Here is a 25,818-nt window from a genome sequence, read left to right on the forward strand (position 1 = left end):
GGCGCGCGCATCGGGTAGCATCGCGGTGATCCCAGCCGGAGAATCGCGGTGATCCCAGTCGGAGAATCGGAGAGTCGGAGCACGGCCCGCGCGGTGTGCCTCCGCCAGCAAGGAGCATCGATGCGAGGGAAGCACCTGGGCCGTTGGGGGCGCGCCGTCGCGGCCGCGCTCGGCGTGGGGCTCGCGGCGGGCGCGGCCGCGGCCCAGCCGGCGCGCTCCGCGCCCGCAAAGGCGCCGCCCGCAAAGGCGCCGCCCGCAGCGACGCCGCCCGCGGCGACGCCGCCCGCGCCGCCCGCGGAGACGCCGCTCGCGGAGTCGCTGACCGGGATGGCCAGGGCCGAGCACGGGGCGGGCGCGGCGCTGTTCGACGAGGGCGACTACGCGGGCGCGCTCGCGCGGTACGAGCGCGCCTACGAGCTGTCGCGCGATCACCGGCTGCTCTGGAAGATCGCGCTCTGCCAGAAGAACCTGCGGCGCTACGCGTCGATGCTCGCGACGCTGCGCCGGCTGGAGGCCGAGGGGGGCGCCGCGCTGTCGGCGCGCGACAGGCAGGACATCGCCGATCTGCTCAAGGCCGCCGGGATCTTCGTGTCCCTCCTCGCGATCACGGCGAGCGAGCCGGGGGCCGCGGTGTTCGTGGACGACGAGCGGGTCGGGACGACGCCGCTCGCCGCGCCGGTGCCGATCGACATCGGCGAGCGCCGCATCCGCGTGTCGAAGCCCGGCTTCGTCGATTTCGTCCGCCAGGTGAAGGTCGTGGGCGGCGACAGCGTCGCGCTCGTGGCGCGGCTCGACCGGGCGGTGCACCGGGGGCGGCTCGCCATCGCGGCGGGGCAGGACGATCTCATCGCGATCGACGGCAAGGTGGTGGGCAAGGGCCGCTGGGAGGGCTCGGTGCAGAGCGGGACCCACGCGCTGCGGGTGACGGCGCCGGGGATGGCGCCGCACGAGGCGCAGATCCTGGTCCGCGACGACGAGCGCCGACGGATCGACGTGTCGCTGGAGCGCGCCGCGCAGCGGGGCGGCGCGAGCAAGTGGCTCTGGATCGGCGGCGGCGCGGCGATCTTCGCGGGCGCGCTCGTCGCGGGCGCGCTGCTCTTCGAGCCGGGGACGCCGGTGGAGCAGGGCAGCCTGGGCACGGTCCCGCTCAGCTTCGGAGGGAGACGTTGATGCGGATGAAACGGACGAAGCGGACCAGGTCGATGTCGGCGGCGGTGTGGCTCTCGCTCGCCGCGGCGGCTGGGCTCTCGGCCTGCGGCGGGGAGAAGGGGCAGCTCATGGTCGTCTTCCAGACGGACATGTCGCTGCCGAAGGACATCGATACGGTCCGGATCGAGGCGACGCTCGACGGGTCCGTCGTCTACGACGAGACGTTCGAGCGGCTCGGGAGCGACGGGTCGATCCGCCTTCCGGCGACGCTGGGCTTCCTCACGCCCGACGACCCGTCGCAGGCGCTCCGGGTGCGCGTCATCGCGAGCCGCGGCGGGAAGGACGGGGTGCGCCTGCTCCGCGAGGTGCTGACGACCGTGCCCGAGGGGCGCACAGCGACGCTGCACATGCCCATCCAGTTCCTGTGCGACGGCTCGGCCGAGGTCGAGCGCGACGCGCAGGGCAACGCGCTGCGCGACGCGGACGGCAACGTGCTCGTCAAGAACAGCTGTCCCGAGGGCCAGAGCTGCGTCGCGGGCTCGTGCGTGCCGCGCGAGGTCGACTCGCGCGAGCTGCCCGATTACGAGGCCGTGGCCGTGTTCGGCGGCGGGTCGGGCGACGGCGACGGGCTCTGCTTCGACACCCTGCAGTGCTTCGCCGCCGCCGCGTCGGCGCCGGTCGATCTCGAGGCGTTCGCCGCGGACGGCACCGTCTGTCGGGCCGCCGCGCCGAGCGGCGACGTGAACGTCGCGCTGCTCACGCAGGGCGGCGGCATCTGCGGCGAGAGCGCGTGCTTCGTGCCGCTCGACGCGGAGAGCGACGCGGGCTTCCGGGTGGAGGAGGGCAACGTGCTCCGGCTGCCGGTCGAGGTGTGCAGGCGGGCGCAGAGCGGCAAGCTCGCGGGGCTCGCGATCGCGGCGGCGGGAGAGGGGAAGTGCCGCAGGAAGGGGACGGACCTGCCGACGTGCGGCCCGTGGTCGGCGCTGCAGGGCGGCGAGTCCACGGTGCCCGACGCGTCAGCGCCCGTCCCCGTGGCGGTGGCGCAGGTCCACCCGGTGTCGCTGCAGGTGGCGGCGGGCGGCGTGACGTGGATCGCGGGCGCCACGTTCGACGGGGAGGGGATGGCCCAGGCGGACGGGGAGCTGAAGACGGCGCCCGTCGACGGCGGGGAGCCGCTGATCCTCGGCGCGACGCAGGCCTCGCCGCGGGATCTCGCGATCGACGAGGCGCGGCAGGTGGCCTTCTGGACGAACGCGGAGGACGGCACGCTGAGGGTGGTCCCGCTCGCGGGCGGCGAGCCGCGCGTGCTGCTCGCGGATCTGGAGCAGCCCGAGGGGCTCGCGCTCTCGGGCGGCGCGCTCTCGTGGACCGAGCTCTGGGGAGGCGGCGTGTTCCGGGCGCAGCTGAGCGGCAGCGGCGCGGACGTCGAGCTCGGCGCGCCGGAGGAGCTGACGCCGACCGGCACGGCGTTCTCGTCGCCCTACCGCGTGGCCAGCGCGGGGGACACCGTGTGCTGGACGTACCAGGGCACGCTGGGCAGGACCGACGGGGCGGTGGCGTGCCGCGTGGGAGAGGCCTCGGTGACGATCGCGGCGGAGCAGCTCACGCCGCGCGAGATCGCGCTCGACGTGGACGGGGAGGGGAACGCGGCGGCTGTCTACTGGGCGAGCTTCGAGGGCGGCAGCGTCTTCCGGGCGGATCTGAGCGGGGCGGAGGTCGGCGCGCCCGAGGAGATCGCGTCGGATCAGGGCCAGCTGAACGGCCTCGCGGTGGACGAGGGGCACGTGTACTGGACGCGGCGCGACGCGGGGACGGTCGTGCGCATGCCGAAGGGCGGCGGCGAGCAGGAGGTGCTGGCCTCGGGGCAGGCGCGGCCGGGCGACATCGCTGTGGACGAGGCGACCGTCTACTGGATCAACGAGGGATCGCCGGACGGCAGCGACGGCGCGCCGGTGAAGGACGGGGCGGTGCTGAAGCTCGCGAAGTGATGGGCGGCAGTCCGTCAGCCGGACGGGCTGGTGGTCGCCAGCGGGACGCGCGCCATGTGCTCGTCGATGCGCGCGCGTTCCTTCGAACGGTAAGGCAGCTCCGCCGCATGCTCATGCCATGCTTCGCGCACGCGCTCCGCCGCCTGCCGGATCCAGCCCGCTACCTCGTCGAACGGGCGGTCTGCGACCTCCGCTAGCAGGCGGAACGATTCGATCTGCACGTCCTCGAACCGGCGGGAACCGCCGAGGTCCAGCGCGAGCCCGTCGCCCAGCGGCGGGACGTAGAGGATGGACGCGATCAGATCATAGGCGGGGGACAGGCGAGGGTGACGCTTGTCCGGATAGATCAACGACCAGTTCTTCAGATGTGCGTCCGTGTTCCCGCAGAGCACGCAGAACACGAGGCGCTCGCAGAAGGGTCGCAGATCGTCCGGGGCGAGCTGCGCGAGGACGGCCGCGATGTGTTCGTAGCGACCCGTGAACTGTCCAGGATCCCCGGGGGGGCGGTCGAGCACCTGGCCCAGATCCTCGATGTGGACGCGCTCGCCGCCCGGCAAGCGATCGAAGCGCTCGATCAGGAAGACCGTTCCATCGCCGATCGGGGTTCCGTCCGGAAGCTCGACGAACTCCTCGGCGCGTGCCTGCCGGCATGGCGGCACCGAGAGGCCCGACGCTCGTGCCCAGAGCATCGTGGCGAGCTCGACCCGCGGTAGCTCCTTGTGGAGCGGATCATGAAACTTCGCGATGTAGGACCCCGTCTGCCCTTGGACCGGGAGGGTCAGGCCACGCTCACCTTCGCGAACGGATAACTTGTACTGCGCGCCCGCCAGCGACGAGCGGAGCAGCCCCTCGGCCGTGTGCGGAGCCTGGACGCGGCTCACGCCGGCTTCGCGCGAGAGCCGCGGCAGACAGGGCGTCAGGATCACGGCGCCCGGAAGATCCTCGCCGAGGAGCTGCAGCAGGTTGAACTCGTCGTCCTCATCGCAGCGCGCCTGCTTCGCGACGGCGCGGCGAAGAGGTCCCTGAGGGAGGAGATGATCGAACCAGCAAATCAGGTTGCCAGTGCTCTCGATGTCGTACGGCTTGCGGTCCTCGAAGAGCTGGCCGAGCACCGGGGCATCGGCCATGCGGAGCCATGACTCGTCGAACGAGAAGCGGTAGTCCCAGTCGTTGAAGCGCTCGAGGATGCCGATCCGCACCGATCCGAGACGCACCTCGAGGGCGCTCATGTCGTGGCAGCCTGTGCCTCGACGCGCCGGACCAGCTCAGCGATGGGGAGGCGGTCAGCTTCGCCCGGAGCGCTTCGCTCGGAGAAGAAGCGTTGAAACCACCGATCGAGCTCTCGCTGTCGGTGCTCGACAAACTCAGAGATGTCCCCGCGCAGCAGCGCGTCCGCGGCGCTCCGGTCCAGCCCATGGCTTCGCAACACCTCTTCCGGCGCGTGTGGGAGCCTGGCGATCTGCTTGCTTCCTGGGAGCAGGACACGCCGCGCGACCGTCGACGGCGCGTCTCGACCCACGTCGCGGAAGATCTTGGCCAGATCCCGCCTGTCGAGCAGCCTCTGGACTTCCTGCAAGGTGTAGGCCTCGCCAGTATCGACGTTCCGGGGATCCATGTGGAGCATGGCGACCGCGCAGAGCCGCGTGGCCGCGCTGTGTCCCGACCAGACCGTGGAGGCGGCCGGTGGTTCCACGTCCTTCGGGACCGTGAACAGCAGGCGTTCCACGGAGGCGAACTCGTCGCGGTCGATCTTGGACTGCAGGTTGTTGACGGTCGCGTGACTGCTGTCCGTGTGGACGCCAGCGAGCGCGCCGCGCCAGATCCAGCGAACCAGGAGCGTCCGCGTGCGAGGGTGTGGACTCGGGTGCAGGTGGAAGAATCGGGCGAGGAGGATGAGCGGGAGCCGGTACGGCAGGAGCTGTAGATGGAGAATTCCGGCATCGTCGGCGAGGAACGCGATCGCGCGCCGCAACGAAGTCTCCGTTTCCTCCACGGCGGACGCCCTCACCTCCGTCGCGTCGCCCTCACGTTCGGTGAAGGTGTGCCGCGGATCGCGCCCTTCGACGGCCTTGAGGCAGCGAAGGAACCAGTCTCGCTCCATGACCCCGAACCCGGTCTGCTCCTGGAGCCGCGCGCAAGCGCTCTCGATCGGGCGCGGCCCGGCGCCGTCGAAGAGCGCCTCGAATACCTCGCTCTCCTTCATCGGCACGCCGGACGTGTTCGCCCTTTTGAAGATCAACCTGAGGGCTTCCTTCGATGCCTCTTCCACGACGTACGCGGGGATCTGGTACTCCCGGATCGCCTTGCCGAGCGCGATGGCGCGCTGGACCAGATCGGGTCGCTGCTTTCCGAACGGCCACTCGTGCAGCCAGCCGAGCAGCAGGAACGAATCCGAGATGACGTTCAGCGGGATCCAGTGCGGCGGAGGCTCTGCCGAGCGCGAGCGGACGAAACGCTCCGCCTGGAGATCGAACCACACGGCGTGGATGTCGCCGCGAGGCCGCGTGTCGGGGTGCAGCAAGGCGCCGGCGAGCGCGTTGATGCGCTGCTGGCCATCGACGACGAACAGCGCGTCGGGTACGGCGGGGGCATCCACGCGGAGCGGGCCGAAGTGCAGGAGCCGCGGCTCAGCCGACCTCTTGGACAGGAGGAGCTCGCCGACGGGGAACCCGCGGTACACGCTGTCGAAGAAGTCGAGCACATGCGCGGAGCGCCAGCGGAGCGGGCGCTGAAACTCGGGGATCCGAAGCTTGCCGTCCCGGATGTCCAACAGCAGACGCTCGACGCTGAGCGCTCTGGCTTCTGGGCGGCGTTCAAGGCGGCGGCTATCCATCTACTCAAGGGGTAGCGCCTCCTGGCGATCCCCGGCAAGCCGCACCCAGACGCCGCGCCGTCTGCGCGCTCGCCGCCGCGTGTGCTATGGGCCGATCCGTGAAACGCACGGCGCTTCTCCTGTTCGCCCTCGCGCTCCCCGCGTGCGGATCGAGCTACGCACAGCAGGGCCCGAGCGACACGCTCCGGGCCTACGCGCAGGCGCTCCAGGAGGGGCGCGTCGACGCGGCGTACCGGCTGCTCTCGGACGAGGCCAAGCGGTCGATGTCGCTCGAGGCCTTCCGGCGCGCGGTGCGGGACAACCCGGACGACGCGCTCGAGATCGCCCGCGCCATCGCGCGGCCCGCGGCCGATCCGGTGGTGACCGCGACGGTCACCATGCCGAACGGCGAGGAGCTCCTGCTCGTCTTCGAGGGCGGCCGCTGGCGGCTCGACGCGGCGGCGGTCGATCTCTACGGTCAGGCGACGCCCCGGCAGGCGCTGGTGGGGTTCCTGCGGGCCTTCGAGCGGCGACGCTACGACGTGATCATGCGCTACGTTCCCGACGCCGAGCGGGAAGGCCTCGTCGAGCCCGCAGGCGCTGCGCCCGACGAGGCGGGCGCGCCCGCCGAGGCGAGCTCCGCGCGGGGTGGCGAGAGCCCGGCGCAGCCCGCCGGACCTGGAGCCGCGCCGCCCGGCGCGGGAGCTGACGCGGCGCAGAAGCCGGGCGGTCGGCCCGGGACGGTCAAGGCCGCGGCCGACGCCGGGCAGCTCACGCCCGAGAAGCTGAAGAGCGCCTGGGAGGGGCCGCAGAAGGAGCAGATCAACCGGGTCGTCCAGGCGATCAAGGCGGCGCTGCCGACCGCGACCATCGAGGAGACGGGGGACAGCGCGTCGATGGCCTACGGCGCCGGCGGTACGGTCGCTTTCACGCGCGAGCACGGGGTCTGGAAGATCAAGGACTTCTAGCGGCGCGCCCGCGTCATGGCTTCGAGAAGAGCGCTGTACTAGGGTTGTCTGCATGCCGACCGGCGATCCTTCTTCGCGAACGCCTCCCTCGCCCGACGCGGATAGCGTCCCGATCCTCCCGCTGCGCAACTCGGTGCTGTTCCCGATGTCGGTCGTGCCGATCAACGTCGGCCGGCCGCGGAGCGTGCGCCTGGTCGAGGATCTCCTCGGCCGCGAGCGCGCGCTGGTCGGCGTGATCAGCCAGAGGTCGCCCGACGTGGACGAGCCCACGTTCAAGGAGCTCTACTCCGTCGGGACGGTCGCGCGCGTGGTGAAGGTCATCCGGCTCGGCCCGAACAACTACTCGGTCGTGCTGAACGGGCTCGGCCGCTTCCGGGTGAAGTCGGCGTTCTCGCTGGAGCCGTACATGCGGGCGCGGATCGAGCGCATCCCGGAGTCGCTCGTGCGCGACGTGGAGCTCGAGGCGCTCGGCGCCGGCCTGCGCGAGGCGACGCGCGAGGTGCTCGGCCTGATGCCGAACCTGCCGCGCGACACGGCGGGCATCCTCGACAACGTGCGGGAGCCGGGCGCGCTCGCCGATCTGATCGCCTCGAACTTCCCGCAGGCGCAGGCCTCGGTCGGCGACAAGCAGGAGATCCTCGAGGCGTTCGACGTGAAGGCGCGCGTCCGCCTCGTGCTCGCGATGGTCGGCCGCCAGCTCGAGGTGCTGCGGGTCAAGAAGGAGATCTCCTCCATGGTGCAGGAGGAGATGGGCAAGTCGCAGCGCGAGTACATCCTCCGGCAGCAGATGAAGTCGATCAAGGAGGAGCTCGGCGAGGGCGGCGACGACGACGAGATCGAGGAGCTCCGCGAGCGCATCCGGCGCGCCAAGGTGCCGGCGGAGGTCGACAAGGTGGTCCGCAAGCAGCTCAGCCGGCTGCGCTCGATGGCGCAGCAGTCGGCCGAGTTCAACGTGACCAAGACGTACCTCGAGTGGATCGCGGATCTGCCGTGGTCCAAGACGACGGTGGACAAGCTGAGCGTCGAGAGCGTGCGGCGCTGCCTCGACGAGGATCACCTCGGGCTGGAGAAGGTGAAGAAGCGGATCGTCGAGTACTCGGCGATCCGGCAGCTCCGCACGGACAAGAAGGGGCCGATCCTGCTCTTCATCGGGCCGCCCGGCGTCGGCAAGACGTCGCTCGGCAAGTCGATCGCGCGCAGCATGGGGCGCCGCTACGAGCGGATCGCGCTCGGCGGCGTGCGCGACGAGGCGGAGATCCGCGGGCACCGGCGCACGTACGTGGGCGCGCTGCCCGGGCGCATCCTGCAGGCGCTGAAGAAGGCGGGCACCAAGAACCCGGTGCTCGTGCTCGACGAGGTCGACAAGATGGGCGTCGACCTGCGCGGCGATCCGGCGGCGGCGCTCCTCGAGGTGCTCGATCCGGAGCAGAACTCGACGTTCCAGGACCACTACCTCGACCTGCCGTTCGATCTGTCGCAGGTGATGTTCCTCGCGACCGCGAACAACTGGGACGGCATCCCGGGGCCGCTCGTCGACCGCATGGAGGTCATCGAGGTGCCCGGCTACACGCGGACCGACAAGCTGGGGATCGCGCGGGAGTTCCTGGTGCCGAAGCAGCTGTCGGCGCACGGGCTCACGGACGAGCGCCTGGAGTTCACGGAGCCGGGCATCGAGGCGGTCGTCGACCACTACACGCGCGAGGCGGGCGTGCGCGGCCTGGAGCGGCAGATCGCGGCGGTGTGCCGCGCGACGGCGGTGAAGGTCGCCGAGGGCCACGACGTGCGCGAGGTGGCGACGCCCGAGCACGTGGAGCAGGTGCTCGGCCCGCACAAGCACCGCCCCGAGATCGCCGAGCGGACGCTCCAGCCCGGGGTCGCGACCGGCCTCGCGTGGACGCCGGCGGGCGGCGAGATCCTCTTCATCGAGGCGACGAAGATGCCGGGCAAGGGCAACGTGGTGCTCACCGGCAACATGCGGAACGTGATGCAGGAGTCGGCGAGCACGGCGGTGAGCTTCGTGCGCAGCAAGGCCGATCGGCTGCACCTCGATCCGGAGTGGCTCAAGGAGATCGATCTGCACGTGCACATCCCGCAGCACGGCACGCCGAAGGACGGGCCGAGCGCGGGCGTGACGATGTTCGCGGCGGTGGCGTCCCTGCTGCTGGGGGCGTCGGTGCGCAGCGACGTCGCGATGACGGGGGAGATCTCGCTGCGCGGGCGGGTGATGCCGGTCGGCGGGGTCAAGGAGAAGCTGCTCGCGGCCCACCGCGCCGGGATCCGGCACGTGCTCATCCCGGCGAAGAACCGGCGTGACCTCGAGGACGTGCCGCAGGACGTCAAGGATCAGATCAAGATCACGATGGTGTCGTCGATGGAGGAGATCCTGCCGATCGTGCTGGAGCCGCCGCGGCGCGCTCCGGCGCAGAGCGCGTCGCCGGAGGAGATCGAGGAGCAGGCGGGGGCGCAGTAGGAGAGAGTTCGTCGAGGGCCTTACCGTCGTCTGTCGATGGGGGGTTGGGGGTCGCGGAGGCGCGCTAGCCATGGCAGGCGCGCACGAAGCCGCAGCGCAGCTTGCGGCATGCCTCGACCGGGACGCCGTCGAAGCGATCCTCGGACCTCGCCTCGGCGAAGCGCTCGGCGAGGCGGGCTAGCTCGCGCTCGAACCGCGCGTGCTCGTCGTCGGTGAGGGTCCCCATGGGGCCCGCGGCAGCGAGCCACACGGGCTCGACCTCGGCGCCGACGAAGAGCACGCCAGCGCGGATGGGGCGGTCGGGGTGACGCCTCCTGAGCGCGAGCGCGCACGCGCGCAGGCGGAGCTCGTACGGCGAGAGATCCGCGCGGGGGCGCGCGCGCTTGTACTCGACGACGTCGATCTGGCCGCCCGGGTGCAGGATGGCGAGATCGATGGCGAGCGAGAGCGCGAGCCTCGCGCCGCGCCGCCGTCCGGCGCGCTGGGGCTCGACGTCGAGCACGAGCGCCTCCTCCCGGAGGAGCGACGCCTCCTCTCCGCGCACCTGGCGCGCGTAAGGGCCGTCCAGGAAGCGCGCGACGCGCTCCGCGGTGCGCAGCACGTCCGGGCCGTGCGGCGGGAACCCCTCGAAGGCGAGGCGAGCGGCGACCTCCTCGGCCTCGGTCGGCTCACCCCAGCGCGCGCGAGGCCAGCGCTGGAGCACCCGGTGCACGGCGCGGCCAGGGGGGCGAGGATCCGCGCCGTCCTCGAGCTCGACGCGCTCCTCGCCCGGGAGCTCGGGCGGGCCCTCGACGTCGAACAGGCCGAGCTGGCCCTCGCCGGCAGGCTCGCCGATCCCGAGGAGGTGGCGCAGCCGGAAGCGGCGCGGGCACGCCTGGAACGCCGCCAGCGACGCCGCCGCGACCAGCACGGTCTGCGCGCGCGCAGGCCCCGTCGCCGGCGGCGCACGGGGGGCCGGCGCGGCGCGCGCGTACGCGTCGGTGCCGGGCGCGGGCGCCTTCGCCCCGGCGAGCAGCGAGCTGGCGTCGAGCGTCGCACGGATGGTGCCGGCCAGCGGCGTGGAGGCCTCGATGTCGACCGCCGCGGCGATGCGGGGCTCGGTGTCGAGCGCCCCGGCGGCCCGGGGCTCCGCGTCGACCGCCGCCGCGGCCCGGGGGTCGGCGTCGACCGCCGCCTTCAGCGTGAGCCACGCCGAGCCGCTCCGCGGCTTCGCCTCGGCGCCGACGAGCACGAGCTCGCGGCGGGCGCGCGTGATCGCGACGTACGTGAGCCGCTGCCGCTCGGCGCGCTCCCGCGCCCGCACCTCGGCGCGCGCCGCCTGGAGCGCGGGCGTGCTGATGGGCAACGACGGCCCGCGCGCCGACGCCTCGGCGTCCTGGAGCGTGCTGGTCCGCAGCCGCCCGTCGATCACCTGCACGTAGTGGCGCACGAGCAGCGCGGCAGGCCGGTCCCCCGCGGCGGGGACGTAGCTCAGGCCAGGCTGGGCCGCGCGGGGCTCCGCGTTGAGATCCAGGAGCACGACGGCCGGGAAATCGAGCCCCTTGCTGGCGTGGATCGTCGTGAGCCGCACGGCGTCGTCCTCGGGCGAGAAGACGGCGGCCTCGGGCTCGTCCGCCTCGTCGCGGATGCGGCGATCGAGCCAGCGGACGAAGCTCGCGAGCGAGCCGCCCCGGCGGCGGGCGATCGAGACCAGGCGGTCGACGTTGCCGAGGCGGGCCTGGGCGCGAGGGAGCGCCGCGAGGACGCGGTCGAGATCGAAGGCGGTGACCGCGGCGCGGATCGCCTCGCCGGGCGTCGAGCGTAGCGCGGCGCGGCGCAGGCCGGCATAGCGGGCGCGGAACGCCTCGAGCCGCTCGCGATCCCCCGCGGGCAGGCGCGCGAGCGCGGGGAGCGGGCGCCCGTCGTCGAGCTCGGCGTCGTCGGGCGAGGGCGACCGGCCCCCCTGCGCGAGCGCGGCGGCGGACCAGCGGCCGAGCAACGGGACCGCGAGGCCGCGGCCAGGAGGCGCGAGGAGCGCAAGCGAGGTGTCCGAGAGCGCCACCACCGGGCCGCGGAGGACGGTCGCCAGGGCGAGGCGATCGCGCGGATCGAGCAGGAGGCGGAGGATCGCGGCCAGATCGCGGACCTCGGCCGCGTCGAAGAGCGCGCGGCCGGCCACCACGTACGGGATCTCGAGGCGCGCGAGCGCCAGCTCGACGAGCGGGATCGTGCTCCTCCGCCGGGTGAGCACGGCGACGTCGCGGAAGCGCAGATCGCCGGTCGCGGCGCCGTCGCGGCCTACAGCGCCGTCGCGGCCTACAGCGCCGTCGCGGCCCGCAGCGCCGTCGCAGCCCGCGCCGCGGACGCGCCGCGCGATGTACGCTGCCGCGATCAGCGCCTCGCGCAGCTGTCCGCGCGCGTCCCGGACCAGGGCGTCGACCCCGTCCGGAGCGCCGCCGCCGTCGCTGACCAGCACGACGTCCGTCAGGCCCTCCGCGGCCCTGCCCGGCGCCGCGACGAGGTGCTCCGCCGCGCTGTAGGCGATCTCGAACTCGCGCGGCGAAGCCTGGGGCGCGCCCGCGTCGCCGTCGCCCGCGCCGCCGTCGCCCGAGCCGCGATCCTGGGCGAAATCGCGCGCGGAGAAGGCGTTGATGAACGCGAGCAGCTCGGGCGTCGACCGGCGGCTCTCGCGGAGCGCCACGAAATCGGCGCTCGGATCCGGCGACCAGAGCGCGGGCGCGAGCTCGAGCGCGCGGCCCGCGGCGGCGCCCGCGAGCTCCGCGCAGACGCGGCAGAAGATGGAGACGTCGGCCCCGCGGAACCCGTAGATGGATTGCTTGCGATCGCCGACGAGGAACAGGCCGTGGCCCGACAGGCCGGCCGCCGTCGGGGCCACGCCGGCCGGGCGCGCGAGGGCGGCGTCGTCCCGCTCGCGCAGGAGGTACACGAGATCGCGCTGCACCGCGCTCGTGTCCTGGAACTCGTCGACGAGCAGCACGTCGACCGAGCCGCGGACCGCCGCGCCGATCGCCGGATCGTCCCGCAGGCCGTCGCGGGCGGCGCGCAGGAGATCGCCGAACCCGAGGCCGCCCTCGGTGCGGCGGATCGCCGAGAGCCGCTCGCGGATCTCCTCCAGCAGCTCGATGATCCGCGCCTCGCGGCGCGACAGGGCCGGGGCCTCGCGGAGGAAGCCGAGCAGCTGCTGCGCCTTGTCGCGGTGCTTCTCGCCCGGCAGCGCCTCGCGGAAGGCGATGAGCGCCTCGTCGGCCGGCGTGGACTTGCTCTTGTGCGGCTTGCGCTGCGTGAGGAGCTCGATGAGCGGGGCGCTCGCGGCGCCCGCGGGGAAGGGCGCGCCGCCGTCCTCGCGGCCGAGCGCCGCAACGAGCGCCGCCGCCGGCGCGCGGAAGGCGGCGCTGCCGAGCGCGGCGCTCCCGGCGGCGAGGCGGCGGAGCTCCCGCGCGAGCGCGCTGGCCTCGGCGGCGTGGTCGGTCACGGAGAGCCGGCGCGGCGCGAGGCCGTCCTCGTCGAGCCGGTCGAGCAGCCGCGTGACCTCGCTCCGCGCGGCCTCGACGCCGCCCGTCGCGGCGATGAGCGCGCGCGCGGCGTCGGCGCGCTCGCCCCCCTCGGCGAGCGCGCGGCTCAGCGCCTCGTCGACCGCGAGATCGCTGAGCGCCTGCGCCTCCTCCTCGTCGAGGATCCGGGCCGAGGGCGAGAGCCCCATCGCGATCGCGTGCCGGTCCACGATCTGCTTGGCGACGCCGTGGAGCGTGTCGATGCGCGCGGCGGGGAGGCGGGCGAGCGCCTCCTCCGCGCGCTTGCGCAGCTCGGCGACGGGCAGCGAGGCGCCGGGGAGGCCGGCGACGGCCGCCTGCCGCGCCCGGAGGATGTCGGCGAAGGGGATGTCCGCCTCGCCGTTCCAGCGGGCGATCTCGCGGAGCGATCGCTCGACGCGGTGGGCGATCTCCCGCGCCGCGGCGCGCGAGAACGTCGTCGCGACGATGCGGTCCGGCGGCACAGGCGGCGCGGCGGACGCGGCGTCGGGCAGGCCGAGGGAGGTGAGGCCGAGCGTGAGCAGCACGTAGAGCGCCGTGAGGCGGTGCGTCTTGCCGGTGCCGGCGCTCGCGGCGACCACGACGTTGCGGCGGAAGGCGTAGATGAGCGCGTCGCCCTCGGCGAGCTCCGCGCCGCGCGGCGCGGAGCTCACGCGACCTCCTCCGCGGCCTCGTCGCTCGGCACGACCGCGGGGCGGCGGCACACGTCGCGCGCGTCGCACCGCGCGCACATCGTCGAGAGCGTCGGCCGCGGCGCGGCCTTGCCCTCCCAGAGCGCGACGACCGCGGCCCGCGCCGTGCGCGCGGCCTCGGCCCAGCCCTCGGCGAGCGCGCGCTGCTCGTCGGCCGTGCGCGGCCACAGCTCGATGAGCCCGCGCTGGCGCACGCCGATGTAGACGGCGCGCACCTCCTCCGCGCCCAGCGCGCGCGCCGCGATGGCGCTGTACAGCGGCAGCTGGAGCGCCCTCCGCCGCTCCTTGGCGTCGGGGAGCTTGCCGGTCTTGTAGTCGACGACCCGCACGACGCGCTGGTCGGTCGATCGATCGAGCCGGTCGATCTGGCCGTCGACCCACAGGCTCGGGCCGCCCTCCTCGTCGAACGGGGGGAGCTCCAGCGGCTGCCAGGGGGGCGGCTCTCCGGCGCCGAAGCGCCGCTCGGCCAGGAAGAAGCGGAGCTCCGGCGACGCGTCCTCCCCGTCTCCGTCGAGCGTGCGGGCCACGACCTCCATCACGTCCGCGATCGCCTTCTCGACCGCCTCGCGGCGGAGCGGGGCCATGGGCGCCGAGACGCCGAGCGCGGCCTCGGCCGCGGCGCGCGCCGCCGCGAGCTGCTCGGCCGGATCGCGCTCCGGGCCGAGCTCGCGCAGGGCCTCGAACGAGGCTTGCAGGGCGCGGTGGATCAGCGTGCCGCGCTCGCGCGCGTCGGCCGACTCGGCGAGGTCGTCGGCGCGGCGCACGTGCAGGACGCGGCGGGCGAACGCCGCGAAGGCGCAGCCCACGGCGCGCTCGATGTGGGTGACGGCGATCGGCCTGCCGGGGTGCGCCCCGCCGATCGCGGCCCTGAGCTGCGCGGCGAGCGCTGGATCGCCGTCGACGAGGACGCGGCCCGTGTGGAGGTCGATCGGCGCGCGCGGATCGAGGAAGAAGTCCGCGCGGGCGCGCTCGATCCGGATCCGCTCCGCGAGGTCCGCCGGCGGCCGCCCGCCGCCCGCGAGGGCGATGAGCTCCGCGTCGCGCGGGCCGAGGGGGGCCGCGTCCGGGGCGACGCGCGAGGCGGGCTCCGTGCGCTGGGGCGCGCCGGCCGCCGCGGCCGCGACGAAGAGCGGGTGCGGCTCGTTCGGCTCGCTGTCGTCCCCGCGCGTGAAGCAGAGGGCGACGCGCCGGGCGCCGGCGAGCGCCCAGCCGAGCTCCGCGCGCTGGGTCGCCTGGCGCTCGCGCCCCGACGCGGGGCGGCTCGGCGCCGGCAGCCTCCCGCGGAGCGCCTCGCCGAGCAGCGTCTCGTCCGCGCCCGGGCTGCCGCCGTAGGCGCGCGCGTCGAGCCCGGTCACCACCACCACGTCGTGATCGAGCGCCGTGAAGCCGGCGGCGACGTCGATGCGCACGGCGCCGGCGCGCCCCGCGTCGCCGCGCGGCCCGGCGCCCTGCTCGGCCGCGGCCCGCTCGAGCTCCGCGTAGATCTCGGCCGCGGTGGCGGGGCGCTCCTCGCAGCCGAGGTCGTACGCGGCCCGCGCGAGCGCCTCGGCCTGCTCGCGGATCGCGCGCGCGGCCCGCGCGCCTTGTCCCATCGCGCCCATCGCCTCGAGCGCGAGCGCGCCGCCGCTCCGCCGCTCGCCGCGCAGCGCGGCGCGGAGCTCCTCGATCCCGGGCTCGCCGAAGCCCAGCTTGTCGAGGAGCGACAGGAAGCGCCGCACGATCTCGGGCCGTGTCGCCGCCTCGCCGATCCAGCGGGCGCTGGCCAGCAGCCGCTCCAGCGCGTGCGGCATCCACGCCTCGTCGTCGCCGTCCTCGTCGCCGTGCGCGCCGCGCAGCACCTCGAGGCCCAGGGCGAGCTCCGCGTCGCTCAGCGCCTCCTGCGCGGTCGCCGGCGGCGTCCGCGCCGTCCCTGCGCGGCGGTCCGCGCGGCGGGCTGCCACGACCGAGATGAGGCCGTCGATGAGCAGCCGGCCCGTGCGATCCACCTCGACGGGCACGTCGCGCAGCCGGTGGGCCAGGTCGGTCGAGCGCCGCTCCGCCTCCGTGGCGGACGTGCGGTCCATCCAGGCGCCGGCGTGGACCCCCGGGGCGCGGAGGATCTCGATCGCCTGCTCGCGGCGCACCGGCCCGACGGCGAGGCGCAGGATGGCGAGCGCGACGCGCCCATCGGGGCAGCTCGCGGCGGCGCGGCCGCGCGGCTCCGAGGCGCGGACGCCCGCGTCGGCCAGCGCGGCGCGGAGGGGCTCGAGCGCGGCGTCGTCGAGCGCCGGCACGACGAGGGCGATCCGCTCGGGCGGGATCCCGCGGCCGAGCGCGGCGGCCACCTCGGCGGCGGCGGCGCGCGCCTCGCCCTCCGGGGTCCTCGCCGCGATGGCGGCGAGCGGCTCCGCTCCGCCGTCGGGCACCCACGCGATCTCCGGCGCGTCCTCGAGCGAGGCCCAGCGCCGCTCCAGGGCGTCGGCGACCGGCGCCGCGCCGTCGTCCGGAAGCGCGGGCAGCTCGACGGTGACGCCCGCGCCGCCGCGGGCGCGGACCGCGGCGTGCAGCGCCTCGACCCAGGCGAGATCGTCGGGCTCCCAGGCCACGGCGCCGCGGATCGTGACCTTGCGCGGGAGCGGGAGCGCGGCGGACGCGCCGGCCGAGCGGAGCGCCCGCGCGAGCACGGACCCCGCGCAGCGCGGGTCGACGAGGCGCGCTGCCCGCAGGGCGGCGTCCGCCCGATCGAGGACCTCGGCGATGGCGATCGCGTACGGGGTCCCGAGCGCCCGCAGCTCCGCCGGGGAGGTCCCGGCGCGCCGGAAGCTCCCGAGGGCGCGGTCGATGGCGTGCGCGAGCGCGACGCGCGCGGCGGGCTCGGCCGGCTGACGCAGCCGATCCGGCGGCAGGGCGTCGAGGGCGAGCCGGGTGGCGAGGCGGCTCGTGTGAAGGCTCGCTATGGCGGCGTCCGGCGCCAGCAGGGCGAGCGCCTCGGAGACGAAGCTCCACCGTGAGCGGATCTCATGGCCTGCGGTACGCGGGTCGCGCAGATCGAGCGAGGCGAGCTCGCGTTCAACGTGCCGCTCGGTCGGGACGATGAGGAGCGATGTTCTGCTCACCACCGCGAAACGGCCGAGTGCCGCTCCCGGGAAGCGCAGGCGCCCGCCAGGGCAGGCGGCTGAGAGGGCGCCGGCGCGTCTGAATGCACGTCCAGCATGGGGGACCTCACGGCAGACGCTTTACTTCATGCATCCGTCCCCTCGCAACCTCTGCCGGGGGCGCGCCTTGTTGAAAAAGTCCCGCGGAATGTGGGAATTCTTGTGGGGAAAAGGGAATGCGTGTTGAAAAACCTGTTGAGAACCCCGGACGGTCCGGGTCGCAGCGCGCCGTAGACCTGCGGAATTGCACGCAGCGAGGGCGGGCCAGAGCACGCCCGGGGCGCTCTGCAGTTTTCAACAGGCTCAGCGGTCGTCGGTGGCGTCGGCGGCGATCGGAGGCGACCGGGCGTCACGACGGGGCGTGAGCCGCCTCGGTAGGCCGAGCGGGGCAGGGCGGACGGAAGGAGGAAAGGGGGGAGGGGGGCTGGGCGCTCCGTCGCGAGGCGCCCTGTCGCTCCCGTCGGTTGCGCCGGTTGCGAGGGGGGCTAGCGGCGCGCCACGTCCTTGTCGCGGCGGACGCTGGTATCGTTGGCCGGCGGCAGATCGGACAGGCTGGCTGGCGGCATCGCTGGCGGCAGCAGCGTGGGAGCCGCCGTCGCGCTGCCCTGGTCGCCGCCTCGCGCGGCGGGACCGGCGCCGGCCGACGCGGCGGCGGACGCGCTCGTCACGGCGCCCGGCGAAGCATCGGAGGCGGCGGGTGAAGCATCGGAGGCGGCGGTGGTCGCCTGCGTGCCGGGGGGCGCCTCGGACTGTGCGCGATTCCGCACGGCGGTCACCGCCTTGTCGGCCGCCTTGACGAGCTGTGTCGTCACGACCGAGGGCGGGAAGGGGAGCTTCGGGGCGACGAAGAGCTCGAGCTTCAGGATCGTGTGGTGCTCGTCGACGGCGCGGAGCCGCCAGCGGGCGCGGAAGTCGGCGACGTTGCCGCGCTTGTGGCGGCCGGAGATCACCTCGTCGGCGCCGTCCTTGGTGGGCGGCGACATGTCGGCGACCGTCCAGATGTGCGCGGCGCCGTTCAGGATCGGCACCTGGAGATAGACCTCGCTCGTGCCCTTGCGCTTCGCGAGCACGCGGCTCTGGTCGAAGGGGCCGATGAACGTCTTGTAGCTGCCGTAGGAGGTGACGATCTTCCGGACCGCCGACAGGGGCGCTTTCACGAGGATCGCTGCGCCCCCGGTGTCGATCGCGGCGACGGGCCCGGTGGTCTTCAGCGTGTACCGGAGCGCCTTCCCGAGCGACGCGAGCTTCTCCGACTCGGCGTCGGCGGCGCGGGCCGCGCGCGGCGAGAGGGAGAGGGCGAGGACGGCGAGCGAGAAGGCGATCAAGGACAGGGACCACAGTTTCTTCATGGACTCTCCTGTTCGAGCGACGTCCGTCAGCGCGGGCTCCCCCCCACGTAGCGGACATGCGCCTCGGGCGGCGAGACCGCAGCCCCTCGCTACATGTAACTCCGTGAGCAGGCAGCCGCACGCCTGCGCACTACAGAAAACATGCTTTCTTCGGACGAGGTCGGAATTCAGCGATCGGCGTCGGCGCGCTTCACGTTCACGCCGCTGGCGCCGCGCTGCGCGCTGTCGTCGATCGTGGGCGTCGTGGGCGCGGCGCTCGGGGCCTGTCCGGCAGCGTCGGCGTCGGGCTCCGACGAGGCCGCGGGCGGCCGCAGGGGCCGCTCGCCTGGCTCCTCGTCGAGCGGGGCCATCTTGCAGGAGCCGTCGAACTGCACGCCGCGATCGATGAAGATGGCGGGCGCGTGCAGGGCGCCGGTCACCTTGGATGGAGCGTAGAGCTCGATGGCGTCGCGGGCGCGGATGCTCGCCTGGACCTCGCCGCCCGTGACGATGCACGTGACCACGTGGATCTCCCCGATCACGAGCGCCCCTTCGCCGATCACGAGCACGTCCTCGCCGCGGATCTCGCCGCGGAAGCTGCCGTCGATGCGCACGCGGCCCTCGAAGAAGAGCTTGCCTTCGAAGTGCGTACCGCGGCCCAGGAGGGCGTTGATCTCGGTGGGCCGGTGGCCCCCGCCGTCGTCGCCGCGCGGGCTTCCTGGGGATCGCGGCGAGAGGGGCGAATCCCTGTCGCCCGGGAAGGACATCGGCTCCATCGCCTGCTGGCTTACTTCAGGCATCGTCACATTCGCAACGGGGGTGCGCGTCAGTCGCGTAACGGGCGCGCCGAGGTGGCCGTGTATGTTGAGTGATTTCCTATGCTTGGAGACGATTTGCGGCAGGGTACGTTTTCTGCAGAGGGGGCGGACCGAGCAGGTGTCCCGGCGCGCTGACCGCGCCGGTGGACGGCGCGCGCGGAGGGTGGGCCGACGTCTGGCAGAGCGCGCGGTGGAGCGTGAGGGTCCGAGGCGACCAGGAGAGGGAGTGGAGATGACGTTCCGATCGTTGCTTGTGGCTGCCGGTGTCCTGGGCAGCATCTCGGTGGCGTCCGCGCAGACGCCGCCCGCGCAGCCGACAGCTCCACCGGCCGATCTCACGCCGCCCCAGCCGCCGCAGCAACCGGCCGCCCCGGCGCCGGCCGCGCCCGGCGCTCCCGCTGCCGCGCCCGGCGCTCCTGCCGCGGCTCCCGGCGCCCCAGCGGTTGCGCCGGGCGTGGCTGCCGCGCCCGCCGCCGCTCCGCCCGCGGAGCCAGCGCCCCCCGCGCAGCCCGAGCCTCCGGCAGAGCCGCCGTCGGCCCCGGTGACACCGCGGTCCGACGCCGTGGTCTCCCCGGTGGTGCGGTTCGATCTGGCCACCGCGGCCGATACCGTGCAGGAGGAGGACGAAGAGACGAACCTGCGCTGGCGCGGGACCACGTTCACGTGGAACCAGGCCGGCAGCACGACCCTCTTCGGCGTCGGCGGCGAGTACACGCCCGACATCCAGGTCTACGGCTGGGATTTCACGCTGCGGCCGAGCTACTACCTGCTCGACCGCCCCAAGGACAAGGTGTCGCTGTCGGCCGAGATCGGCTGGCTCGTCGAGCTCACGAACAGCGACACCACCGCCACGTACCGGGAGCCGCAGCTCAAGGACACGACGCTCGGCGCCCGGTACAGCCGCGCGCTCTGGGAGAGCGGCGGCGCGAACAAAGGCGAGTACAAGACGGACGCCGCCATGCGGCTGCGCGTGACCCTGCCGACCTCGCCGCAGAGCTGGAACTCGGGCGACTACTTCACCGTGTCGGTCGGCCCGCAGGTGAGCCAGAAGATCAAGCTGCTCGGTTCGAAGGCCGACGGGCTCAACCATGTGACGGCGACGCTCGGCGTGACGTATGCCCACCTGTTCTCCAGATCGATCATGCGGGTGAACCCGGACCTCCGACGACTCCGGCAGAACCCGAGCGGTGAGAGCGAGCTCGACGAACAGCTGAGCGGGTATGCCCAGGTCCTCAATCGCCTGACCACGAGCCTCGATCTCGACGTGCCGCTCTACAAGGACCTCTCGCTGGGGACGAGCTTCGGGCTGCTCAGCCGGTTCAAGCCCGAGCTCGGAGAGGGATGCCTCAAGATCAGCACCGGCTGCGCCCCGTATACCTTCGACGGGACCACCTACCTCCCGAACACGGCGTTCGACATCAACGTGAGCTACCCGGTCTACGAGGTCGTCGACCTCACGCTCGGCTACAACAACACAACGGCGCAGCTCGGGGAGGACGGCCAGCGCAGGAGCTTCTTCTATAGCCCTGACGCCCAGTTCTATCTCGACATCAACGCCAACCTCGACGTCATCTACTCCAAGGTGACAGGCCGCGGGAAGAAGGCCGAGAAGGCGGGCGCCGCCAGCGCTTCGCGCCGGCAGGCGCTCTGACGCGCACGAGCCGTCGCGGCTCGCCGGCGGCTCGTCAGCGCCTCGTCACCGTACCGTTACGCGCGCCCGCGGCTCTCGCCGGTGGTCAGGCCGCCGGCGATGAGGTGCGCGGCGCGCAGGGGCTCGGGGAGGTGGCCGTTCACCGAGAGCCGCGCGATCAGCGCGCTCGCGTCGTCCAGCGAGATCCCGGCGCGCTGCACGTACACGCTCGCGACGGGCTCCATCGGGCCGGCGCGCTCGATGAGCGCCCACTTGCGGCGCCCTCCCCGGACGCGCGAGAGCAGCGCGTCGCGGATCGCGTCGAGGTCCGGGAGGCGCCGCGCCACCACCACGACCGGCAGGGCGAGGGCTTCGTGCAGCGCCGCGAGATCGACGACGTTGAAGCCCGCCACCGCGATGCCCTGGAGCATGACCACCTGCGCCTGGGCGTAGAAGCGGGAGCCGCGGACCATCGCGGCGATCGCGGCCGTGGCGTTCCGCCCGTCGCGCCTCACGCGGGTGGAGAGGACGCCCTCGAGGCGCAGCCCCGAAAAGACGGTCCCGACGACCTGCACGTCGCCGCGGTGGTCGCGGGCGAACGGCGCGTCGTCGACCCCGATGACGTGCGAGAAGCGTGGAGCGCGGGCCGGCACACGCGGAGCTTAACGTGCTGCCGCCTTTGCCGGGCCAGGCGGTCGTGCTGTACTGCTAGGATGCGACCTTCCAGGCACCTCTCGCTGAGCCTTCTGCTCGCCCTCGGCCTCGCCTCGTCGCTCGCCCTCGGGCAGGGCGCCACCGCCCAGCCGGCCCCGAAGGCCGCCGCGGCGCCGGAGAAGGCCGCCGCCCCGCAGAAGCCGGCGGTCAACAAGCCGCGCGGCGGCAGCGCCGGCGCGCCGAAGCGCCCCGGGCGCGCGCGCAAGCCCAAGAAAGACGCGCAGGCGAGCCTCGCCGGGCGGCCGGTCGCCACCTTCCCCGGCTTCCGCATGCTCCCGGCCGGCGGCTCGCGCGTGTTCGTGCAGATCCACGGCGGCAAGGTCGACGTCGCCGAGTCGAAGGCCGCCGGGCGCCTCGTTTACCGGCTGAAGGGCGCAGGGGCGATCCAGACGAACCGCTTCCCGCTCGTGACGTCGTTCTTCGCGACCCCTGTGGCCCAGGTGCAGCTCGTCGGCCAGGGCAACGATCTCGACATGGTGATCGACCTGCGCACCCAGACCGACGCGGCCTACCGCGTGCTCGAGACCGATCAAGGGATGGTGCTCCAGGTCGACTTCCCCCCGTCCGTCCCCGAGCAGCGCGCCGCGGCGCCGGCCGAGGGAGCGCGCAAGCGCTCGGAGCGCCGCACGATCTCGCAGGAGCCCGGGAGCGACGAGAGCTCGGATCTCTAGCGTTCCGGCTGGCCGCGGCCGGGGTCCGGGCCGAGGCCGAGCTCACCGCCAGAGGGGGACTAGATGGCGACGGCCTCCCGCCGGGCCTTCTCCCCTGGCGGGCCCGCGTCCGCCGCCGAGGCCGGCTCGCCCATCGCCGCCGCGGCGAACGTGACGAGGACCATCCACAGGAGATCGGCGAGCAGCAGGTGGACGAGCTGCATCCACACCGGCGCGAGCAACAAGAGGTTGAGGAGCCCCGCGCCGATCTGCAGCAGCACGAGCGCTCCGGTCGCGGCCGAGAGCCGCGCGACCTCGGGCGAGGGGCGCCGGGCAGCGACGGCGCCGCGGGCGAAGAGGAGGTAGACGCCCACGGCCGCCGCCACGGTCGGGTGCAGCACGCGCAGCTGCAGCAGGAAATGCGCCGTGGGCGAGAAATCCTGCGCCAGCCCCTCGCGGAGCGAGCCCGCGGCGAAGAGCGTGTCCCCGAGCGCGGCGATGGCCCCGGTCACACCCACCGCGAGGACGCCTGCGAGCCCGGCGCCGAGCAGCGCGCCCGTCACCCCCTGGCCGCGCAAGCGCACGCGCCGGCCCCCGCGCGCCCAGTAGAGGGTGCAGGTCATGGCGCCCACCAGCAGGAACGTGTTGATGAGGTGCACGGCCATCCAGAGCGCGCGCGCCGCCGACGCGTCGTGCGCGACGTACTCGAGCAGGACGATCCCGGCGCCGACCGCCGCCTCGGTGATCATGAACAGCATCGACGCGGCCGCGCCGCCGCGCACCGGGTGGCCCGACGGATAAGCGACGAAGGCCCAGACGAGCTGCAGCGCGACGAGCAGGAACGCGATGCCCGAGGTGGCGCGGTGCGTGAACTCGATGAAGGTCGCCGCGCTCGGAGAGCGCGGGATGACGTCGCCGTTGCACGTCGGCCAGTGGCTGCCGCAGCCGGCCCCCGAGCCGGTCGCGCGCACGAACGCGCCCCACAGGATCACGCCGAGCGTGAAGGCCAGCGCGAGCGCCGCGAGCTTCCAGAACCGCGCCTGAGTCATGCCGGGTCCTTACCGCGAAACCAGCGCGACGGCAGCCCGCGCGAGATCGGCGATGCACGGGCAACCTGCCCAAGCAACTCCTGCGATCGTCAGCGCGACCGCGCGCGACCGGCGGCGAGGCGGCGTCCACCGCAGCGCGATCTCGTTGCGCCCGGCCCCGGCTGAAGGGAGGATGTGCCGGTGCCGAACAGCGACGAACTCCGAAGCGCTCCGCTCTCCGCGCCGATCGAGCTCCCGAGCGGTCGACCGGCCAGGATCGTCGTCGCGGACGACGACCGCCTCGCGCGCCAGATGCTGGCGAGCATCCTTCAGAAGGCGGGCTTCCAGGTCGAGGCGGTCGACGACGGCCAGGAGGCGATCGAGCTGATCGGGCGGGGAGGGGTCGATCTCGTGCTCCTCGACATCGTGATGCCCCGGCTCACCGGCCTCGAGGCGTGCAGGCTGCTCAAGAGCATGACCTCGGAGTCGTTCCTCCCCGTCGTGCTGGTCACCGTGAAGAGCGACACGGCGAACCGGGTCGAGGGGCTCAAGATCGGCGCCGACGACTACGTCTGCAAGCCGTTCGAGGAGGAGGAGCTCCTCGCGCGGGTCGGGGCGATGCTCCGGATCAAGCGGCTGCACGACCAGGTCGCGGCGCAGCGCGCCTACCTGGAGCAGCTCTCCATCCACGACGAGATGACGGGGCTCTACAACTACCGTTACCTCTTCACGCGCCTCAACGAGGAGTTCAAGCGCGCGGAGCGCTACCACGAGCCGTTCGCCTGCGTGCTCGTCGACATCGATCGGCTGAAGGCGATGAACGAGACCGGGGGGCGCACGCTCGGCGACGCCGTGATCCGGCGCGTGGCCGACGGGATCCGCCGCTCCGTCCGGGAGGTGGACGTGGTCGCGCGCTACGGCGGCGAGGAGTTCCTCATCGTCCTGCCGAGCACCCACTTCGCCGGGTCGCTGACGGTGGCCGAGCGGATCTGGCGCGAGGCCTCCGGCAATCCGGTCGAGTTCGGCGGAGAGGCGAGGCCGTGCAGCGTCTCGATCGGCGTCTCGCTCTACCCCTCGCGCGACGTCCGCTCCAAGGACGCGCTGATCCGCGCCGCGGAGAGCGCGCTCAACCAGGCGAAGCGCGAGGGCGGCAACCGGATCTGCGTCTTCCAGCAGCACGGCCACATCTACACGCCGACGGCGAGCGGCGAGCCGCAGTCCTCACCCCCGCCAGGGAAGCTCCGGCGCTCGAGCGATCCGGCCTTCGCCGCGACGCACGTGGCCACGGAGGAGCCGAGGGAGCCGCAGACGCGCCGGGGCACCGACCTCCCGCCCTTCCCGTCACGCAAGCCGCTCTAGCCCCGCTCGCCGCTCCGCCTCGTGAACGCCGCAGATCGCGCCCGTATCCTCCTCGTCGACGACGAGCCCGCCCTGCGCCGCGGCCTGGCGCGCGCGCTCGTGCGCGATTTCGACGTCCTCACCGCCGAGGACGGCCCCGCGGCGCTCGGGCTGCTCGCGACGACCCGCGTCGAGGCGGTGCTGCTCGACCTCGCCATGCCGCGCATGAGCGGCGCCGAGGTGCTCGATCGGATCAGGGCCGCGTACCCCGACGTCGAGGTCGTGGTGATGGCCGGCCACGCCGACCTCGACGCCGCGATCGCGGCCGTTCGCGCCGGCGCGTACGGGTTCGTGACGAAGCCCGTCGACGCGGAGGCCGCGGTCGCGATCACGATCGAGCGCGCGATCGAGCGCCGTCGGCTCGAGCGCCGCGCGCGGGCCCTCGAGGAGCGGGTCGACGAGCACGAGCAGCTCGGCGAGGTGATCACGAGCTCCGCCGCGATGCAGGACGCCTACAGGAAGGCGCTCGGCGTGGCGGCCGTCGCCGCGCCCCTCCTGCTGGTGGGCGAGCGCGGGACGGGCAAGGAGCTCGTCGCGCGCGCCGTCCACCGGCGCGGCCCGCGCGCCGCGCGGCCGTTCGTCGCCGTCGACTGCAGCGCGCTGCCGCCGTCGCGGGCCGAGGACGAGCTCTTCGGCGAAGGCGGCGACGCCTCGCTGGACGGCCGCGCCCGCGGGGGCCTGATCGAGGCGGCGGACAAGGGCACGCTCTTCCTCGACGAGGTCTCGGCGCTGCCGCTCGCGGCCCAGGCCAGGCTGCTCCGGGTCCTCACGCACGGCGAGATCGCGAGGGCGGGGGGCGAGCCGCGCCGCGTGGACGTGCGCGTGATCGCGTCGACGTGCGAAGGCCTCCGCGAGCTCGCCTCTTCCGGCCAGCTCCGGGAGGATCTCGCGTACCGCCTCGGCGTCATCGTCGTCGAGCTGCCGCCGCTCCGGCGGCGCAGGGAGGACGTCGCGCTGCTCGCGAGCCACTTCCTGAACCGGTGCGCGCGCAGGCACGGGCGCGACGTCAAGCGGATCGGCCCCGAGGCGGCGCGCCTGCTCCGCGAGCACGCGTGGCCGGGCAACGCGCGCGAGCTCGAGAGCGCCATCGAGCACGCCGTGATCTCGGCGCGCGGCGAGGCGATCCTGCCCGCGGATCTGCCGCCCTCGGTGTCGGGGCGCTCCGGGCCGTCGCTTCGCCCTCCGAGGGACGCGCTCGTCCTGCCGGCCGAGCTCTGCGATCTCCCCTACGCGGAGGCCAAGGAGCGCGCCGTCGATGCGTTCGATCAGATCTACGTCGGGCGCCTGCTGGAGCGCACGGGCAACAACCTCAGCGAGGCGGCGCGGCAGGCGGGGATGGATCGCTCGAACTTCCGGAGGCTGAAGAAAAAGGTCGCCTCGCGCGGAGACGAGGCCGCGCAGGGGGAGACCGACGGGGCGGCGCCGGGCAAGGGCGGCGCGGGCTGACGCGCGGACACCTCGGCACACGTCGCGCGCGCACGTCGCGCGCGCACGTCGCAGAAGCGCGCG

General features: G+C 73.9%; 16 protein-coding genes. 8 read left to right on the forward strand and 8 right to left on the reverse strand.

What is annotated here, in order from left to right; genetic code table 11:
• The first annotated feature begins 120 nt into the window (after positions 1-120).
• Together WMF14_RS16250 and WMF14_RS16255 are read left to right on the forward strand one after the other, a co-directional pair.
• The gene (locus tag WMF14_RS16250) at positions 121-1,170 is read left to right on the forward strand and encodes a PEGA domain-containing protein (RefSeq protein ID WP_437801979.1); all 1,050 of its coding nucleotides are present in this window, start codon (positions 121-123) and stop codon (positions 1,168-1,170) included.
• A 5-nt stretch (positions 1,171-1,175) separates the two neighbouring features.
• Positions 1,176-3,137, forward strand: coding sequence for a hypothetical protein (locus WMF14_RS16255; protein WP_437801981.1), 1,962 nt, complete (start codon positions 1,176-1,178; stop codon positions 3,135-3,137).
• A gap of 14 nt (positions 3,138-3,151) precedes the next feature.
• Here the strand turns inward: WMF14_RS16255 and WMF14_RS16260 are convergent, their stop codons facing one another.
• Together WMF14_RS16260 and WMF14_RS16265 are read right to left on the reverse strand one after the other, a co-directional pair.
• Positions 3,152-4,366, reverse strand: coding sequence for a type II toxin-antitoxin system HipA family toxin (locus WMF14_RS16260; RefSeq protein WP_437801983.1), 1,215 nt, complete (start codon positions 4,364-4,366; stop codon positions 3,152-3,154).
• The gene (locus tag WMF14_RS16265) at positions 4,363-5,907 is read right to left on the reverse strand and encodes a DUF262 domain-containing protein (RefSeq protein ID WP_437801985.1); all 1,545 of its coding nucleotides are present in this window, start codon (positions 5,905-5,907) and stop codon (positions 4,363-4,365) included. Before WMF14_RS16265 ends, WMF14_RS16260 begins: the two co-directional genes overlap by 4 nt.
• Before the next feature lie 161 nt (positions 5,908-6,068).
• Between WMF14_RS16265 and WMF14_RS16270 the strand changes: the two genes are divergently transcribed.
• Together WMF14_RS16270 and lon are read left to right on the forward strand one after the other, a co-directional pair.
• Entirely contained in the window at positions 6,069-6,917 is an 849-nt protein-coding gene (locus WMF14_RS16270) for a hypothetical protein (RefSeq protein WP_437801986.1), read from the forward strand.
• Between the two features lie 52 nt (positions 6,918-6,969).
• Positions 6,970-9,387: an endopeptidase La gene (lon, locus tag WMF14_RS16275; protein WP_437329614.1), complete on the forward strand. Its 2,418-nt coding sequence runs from the start codon at positions 6,970-6,972 to the stop codon at positions 9,385-9,387.
• 64 nt (positions 9,388-9,451) lie between these two features.
• On the opposite strand, the gene WMF14_RS16280 is transcribed toward lon, so the two are convergent.
• The 4 genes from WMF14_RS16280 to WMF14_RS16295 form a co-directional block, all read right to left on the reverse strand.
• A complete protein-coding gene (locus WMF14_RS16280) occupies positions 9,452-13,570 on the reverse strand; it encodes a UvrD-helicase domain-containing protein (protein ID WP_437801988.1) in 4,119 nt (1,372 codons plus the stop codon).
• A complete protein-coding gene (locus tag WMF14_RS16285) occupies positions 13,567-16,704 on the reverse strand; it encodes a PD-(D/E)XK nuclease family protein (protein ID WP_437801990.1) in 3,138 nt (1,045 codons plus the stop codon). The genes WMF14_RS16280 and WMF14_RS16285 overlap by 4 nt, the downstream gene beginning before the upstream one ends.
• A gap of 524 nt (positions 16,705-17,228) precedes the next feature.
• Positions 17,229-18,092: an SRPBCC family protein gene (locus WMF14_RS16290; protein WP_437801992.1), complete on the reverse strand. Its 864-nt coding sequence runs from the start codon at positions 18,090-18,092 to the stop codon at positions 17,229-17,231.
• A gap of 167 nt (positions 18,093-18,259) precedes the next feature.
• Positions 18,260-18,871 carry a bactofilin family protein gene (locus WMF14_RS16295; protein WP_437801994.1) on the reverse strand — a complete coding sequence of 204 codons (612 nt, stop codon included), beginning with the start codon at positions 18,869-18,871 and terminating at the stop codon, positions 18,260-18,262.
• Between the two features lie 250 nt (positions 18,872-19,121).
• On the opposite strand from WMF14_RS16295, the gene WMF14_RS16300 reads away from it, so the two are divergent.
• Complete coding sequence (locus WMF14_RS16300; protein WP_437801996.1) at positions 19,122-20,540, forward strand: hypothetical protein; 1,419 nt, start codon at positions 19,122-19,124, stop codon at positions 20,538-20,540.
• A gap of 56 nt (positions 20,541-20,596) precedes the next feature.
• Here WMF14_RS16300 and WMF14_RS16305 read toward each other — a convergent pair whose 3' ends face one another.
• Complete coding sequence (locus WMF14_RS16305) at positions 20,597-21,172, reverse strand: DUF99 family protein (RefSeq protein WP_437801998.1); 576 nt, start codon at positions 21,170-21,172, stop codon at positions 20,597-20,599.
• Between the two features lie 60 nt (positions 21,173-21,232).
• Between WMF14_RS16305 and WMF14_RS16310 the strand changes: the two genes are divergently transcribed.
• Positions 21,233-21,904, forward strand: coding sequence for an AMIN domain-containing protein (locus tag WMF14_RS16310; RefSeq protein ID WP_437802000.1), 672 nt, complete (start codon positions 21,233-21,235; stop codon positions 21,902-21,904).
• 59 nt (positions 21,905-21,963) lie between these two features.
• Here the strand turns inward: WMF14_RS16310 and WMF14_RS16315 are convergent, their stop codons facing one another.
• Positions 21,964-22,932: a COX15/CtaA family protein gene (locus tag WMF14_RS16315; protein ID WP_437802002.1), complete on the reverse strand. Its 969-nt coding sequence runs from the start codon at positions 22,930-22,932 to the stop codon at positions 21,964-21,966.
• 180 nt (positions 22,933-23,112) lie between these two features.
• Here WMF14_RS16315 and WMF14_RS16320 point away from each other — a divergent pair, with 180 nt between their 5' ends.
• Entirely contained in the window at positions 23,113-24,270 is a 1,158-nt protein-coding gene (locus WMF14_RS16320; protein WP_272098053.1) for a diguanylate cyclase, read from the forward strand.
• A gap of 21 nt (positions 24,271-24,291) precedes the next feature.
• Positions 24,292-25,755 carry a sigma-54-dependent transcriptional regulator gene (locus WMF14_RS16325; RefSeq protein WP_272098054.1) on the forward strand — a complete coding sequence of 488 codons (1,464 nt, stop codon included), beginning with the start codon at positions 24,292-24,294 and terminating at the stop codon, positions 25,753-25,755.
• Positions 25,756-25,818: the final 63 nt, after the last annotated feature.

The sequence above is a fragment of the Sorangium sp. So ce693 genome, from assembly GCF_051521375.1.
In the GTDB taxonomy this organism is placed as follows: domain Bacteria; phylum Myxococcota_A; class Polyangia; order Polyangiales; family Polyangiaceae; genus Sorangium; species Sorangium atrum.

Bases quoted from the DNA above. Each gene is read 5' to 3' on its own strand.
- WMF14_RS16315 (WP_437802002.1), bottom strand. From the start codon at position 22,932: ATGACTCAGGCGCGGTTCTGGAAGCTCGCGGCGCTCGCGCTGGCCTTC.
- WMF14_RS16255 (WP_437801981.1), top strand. From the start codon at position 1,176: ATGAAACGGACGAAGCGGACCAGGTCGATGTCGGCGGCGGTGTGGCTC.
- WMF14_RS16295 (WP_437801994.1), bottom strand. From the start codon at position 18,871: ATGCCTGAAGTAAGCCAGCAGGCGATGGAGCCGATGTCCTTCCCGGGC.
- WMF14_RS16300 (WP_437801996.1), top strand. From the start codon at position 19,122: ATGACGTTCCGATCGTTGCTTGTGGCTGCCGGTGTCCTGGGCAGCATC.
- WMF14_RS16290 (WP_437801992.1), bottom strand. From the start codon at position 18,092: ATGAAGAAACTGTGGTCCCTGTCCTTGATCGCCTTCTCGCTCGCCGTC.
- WMF14_RS16260 (WP_437801983.1), bottom strand. From the start codon at position 4,366: ATGAGCGCCCTCGAGGTGCGTCTCGGATCGGTGCGGATCGGCATCCTC.
- WMF14_RS16310 (WP_437802000.1), top strand. From the start codon at position 21,233: ATGCGACCTTCCAGGCACCTCTCGCTGAGCCTTCTGCTCGCCCTCGGC.
- WMF14_RS16250 (WP_437801979.1), top strand. From the start codon at position 121: ATGCGAGGGAAGCACCTGGGCCGTTGGGGGCGCGCCGTCGCGGCCGCG.
- lon (WP_437329614.1), top strand. From the start codon at position 6,970: ATGCCGACCGGCGATCCTTCTTCGCGAACGCCTCCCTCGCCCGACGCG.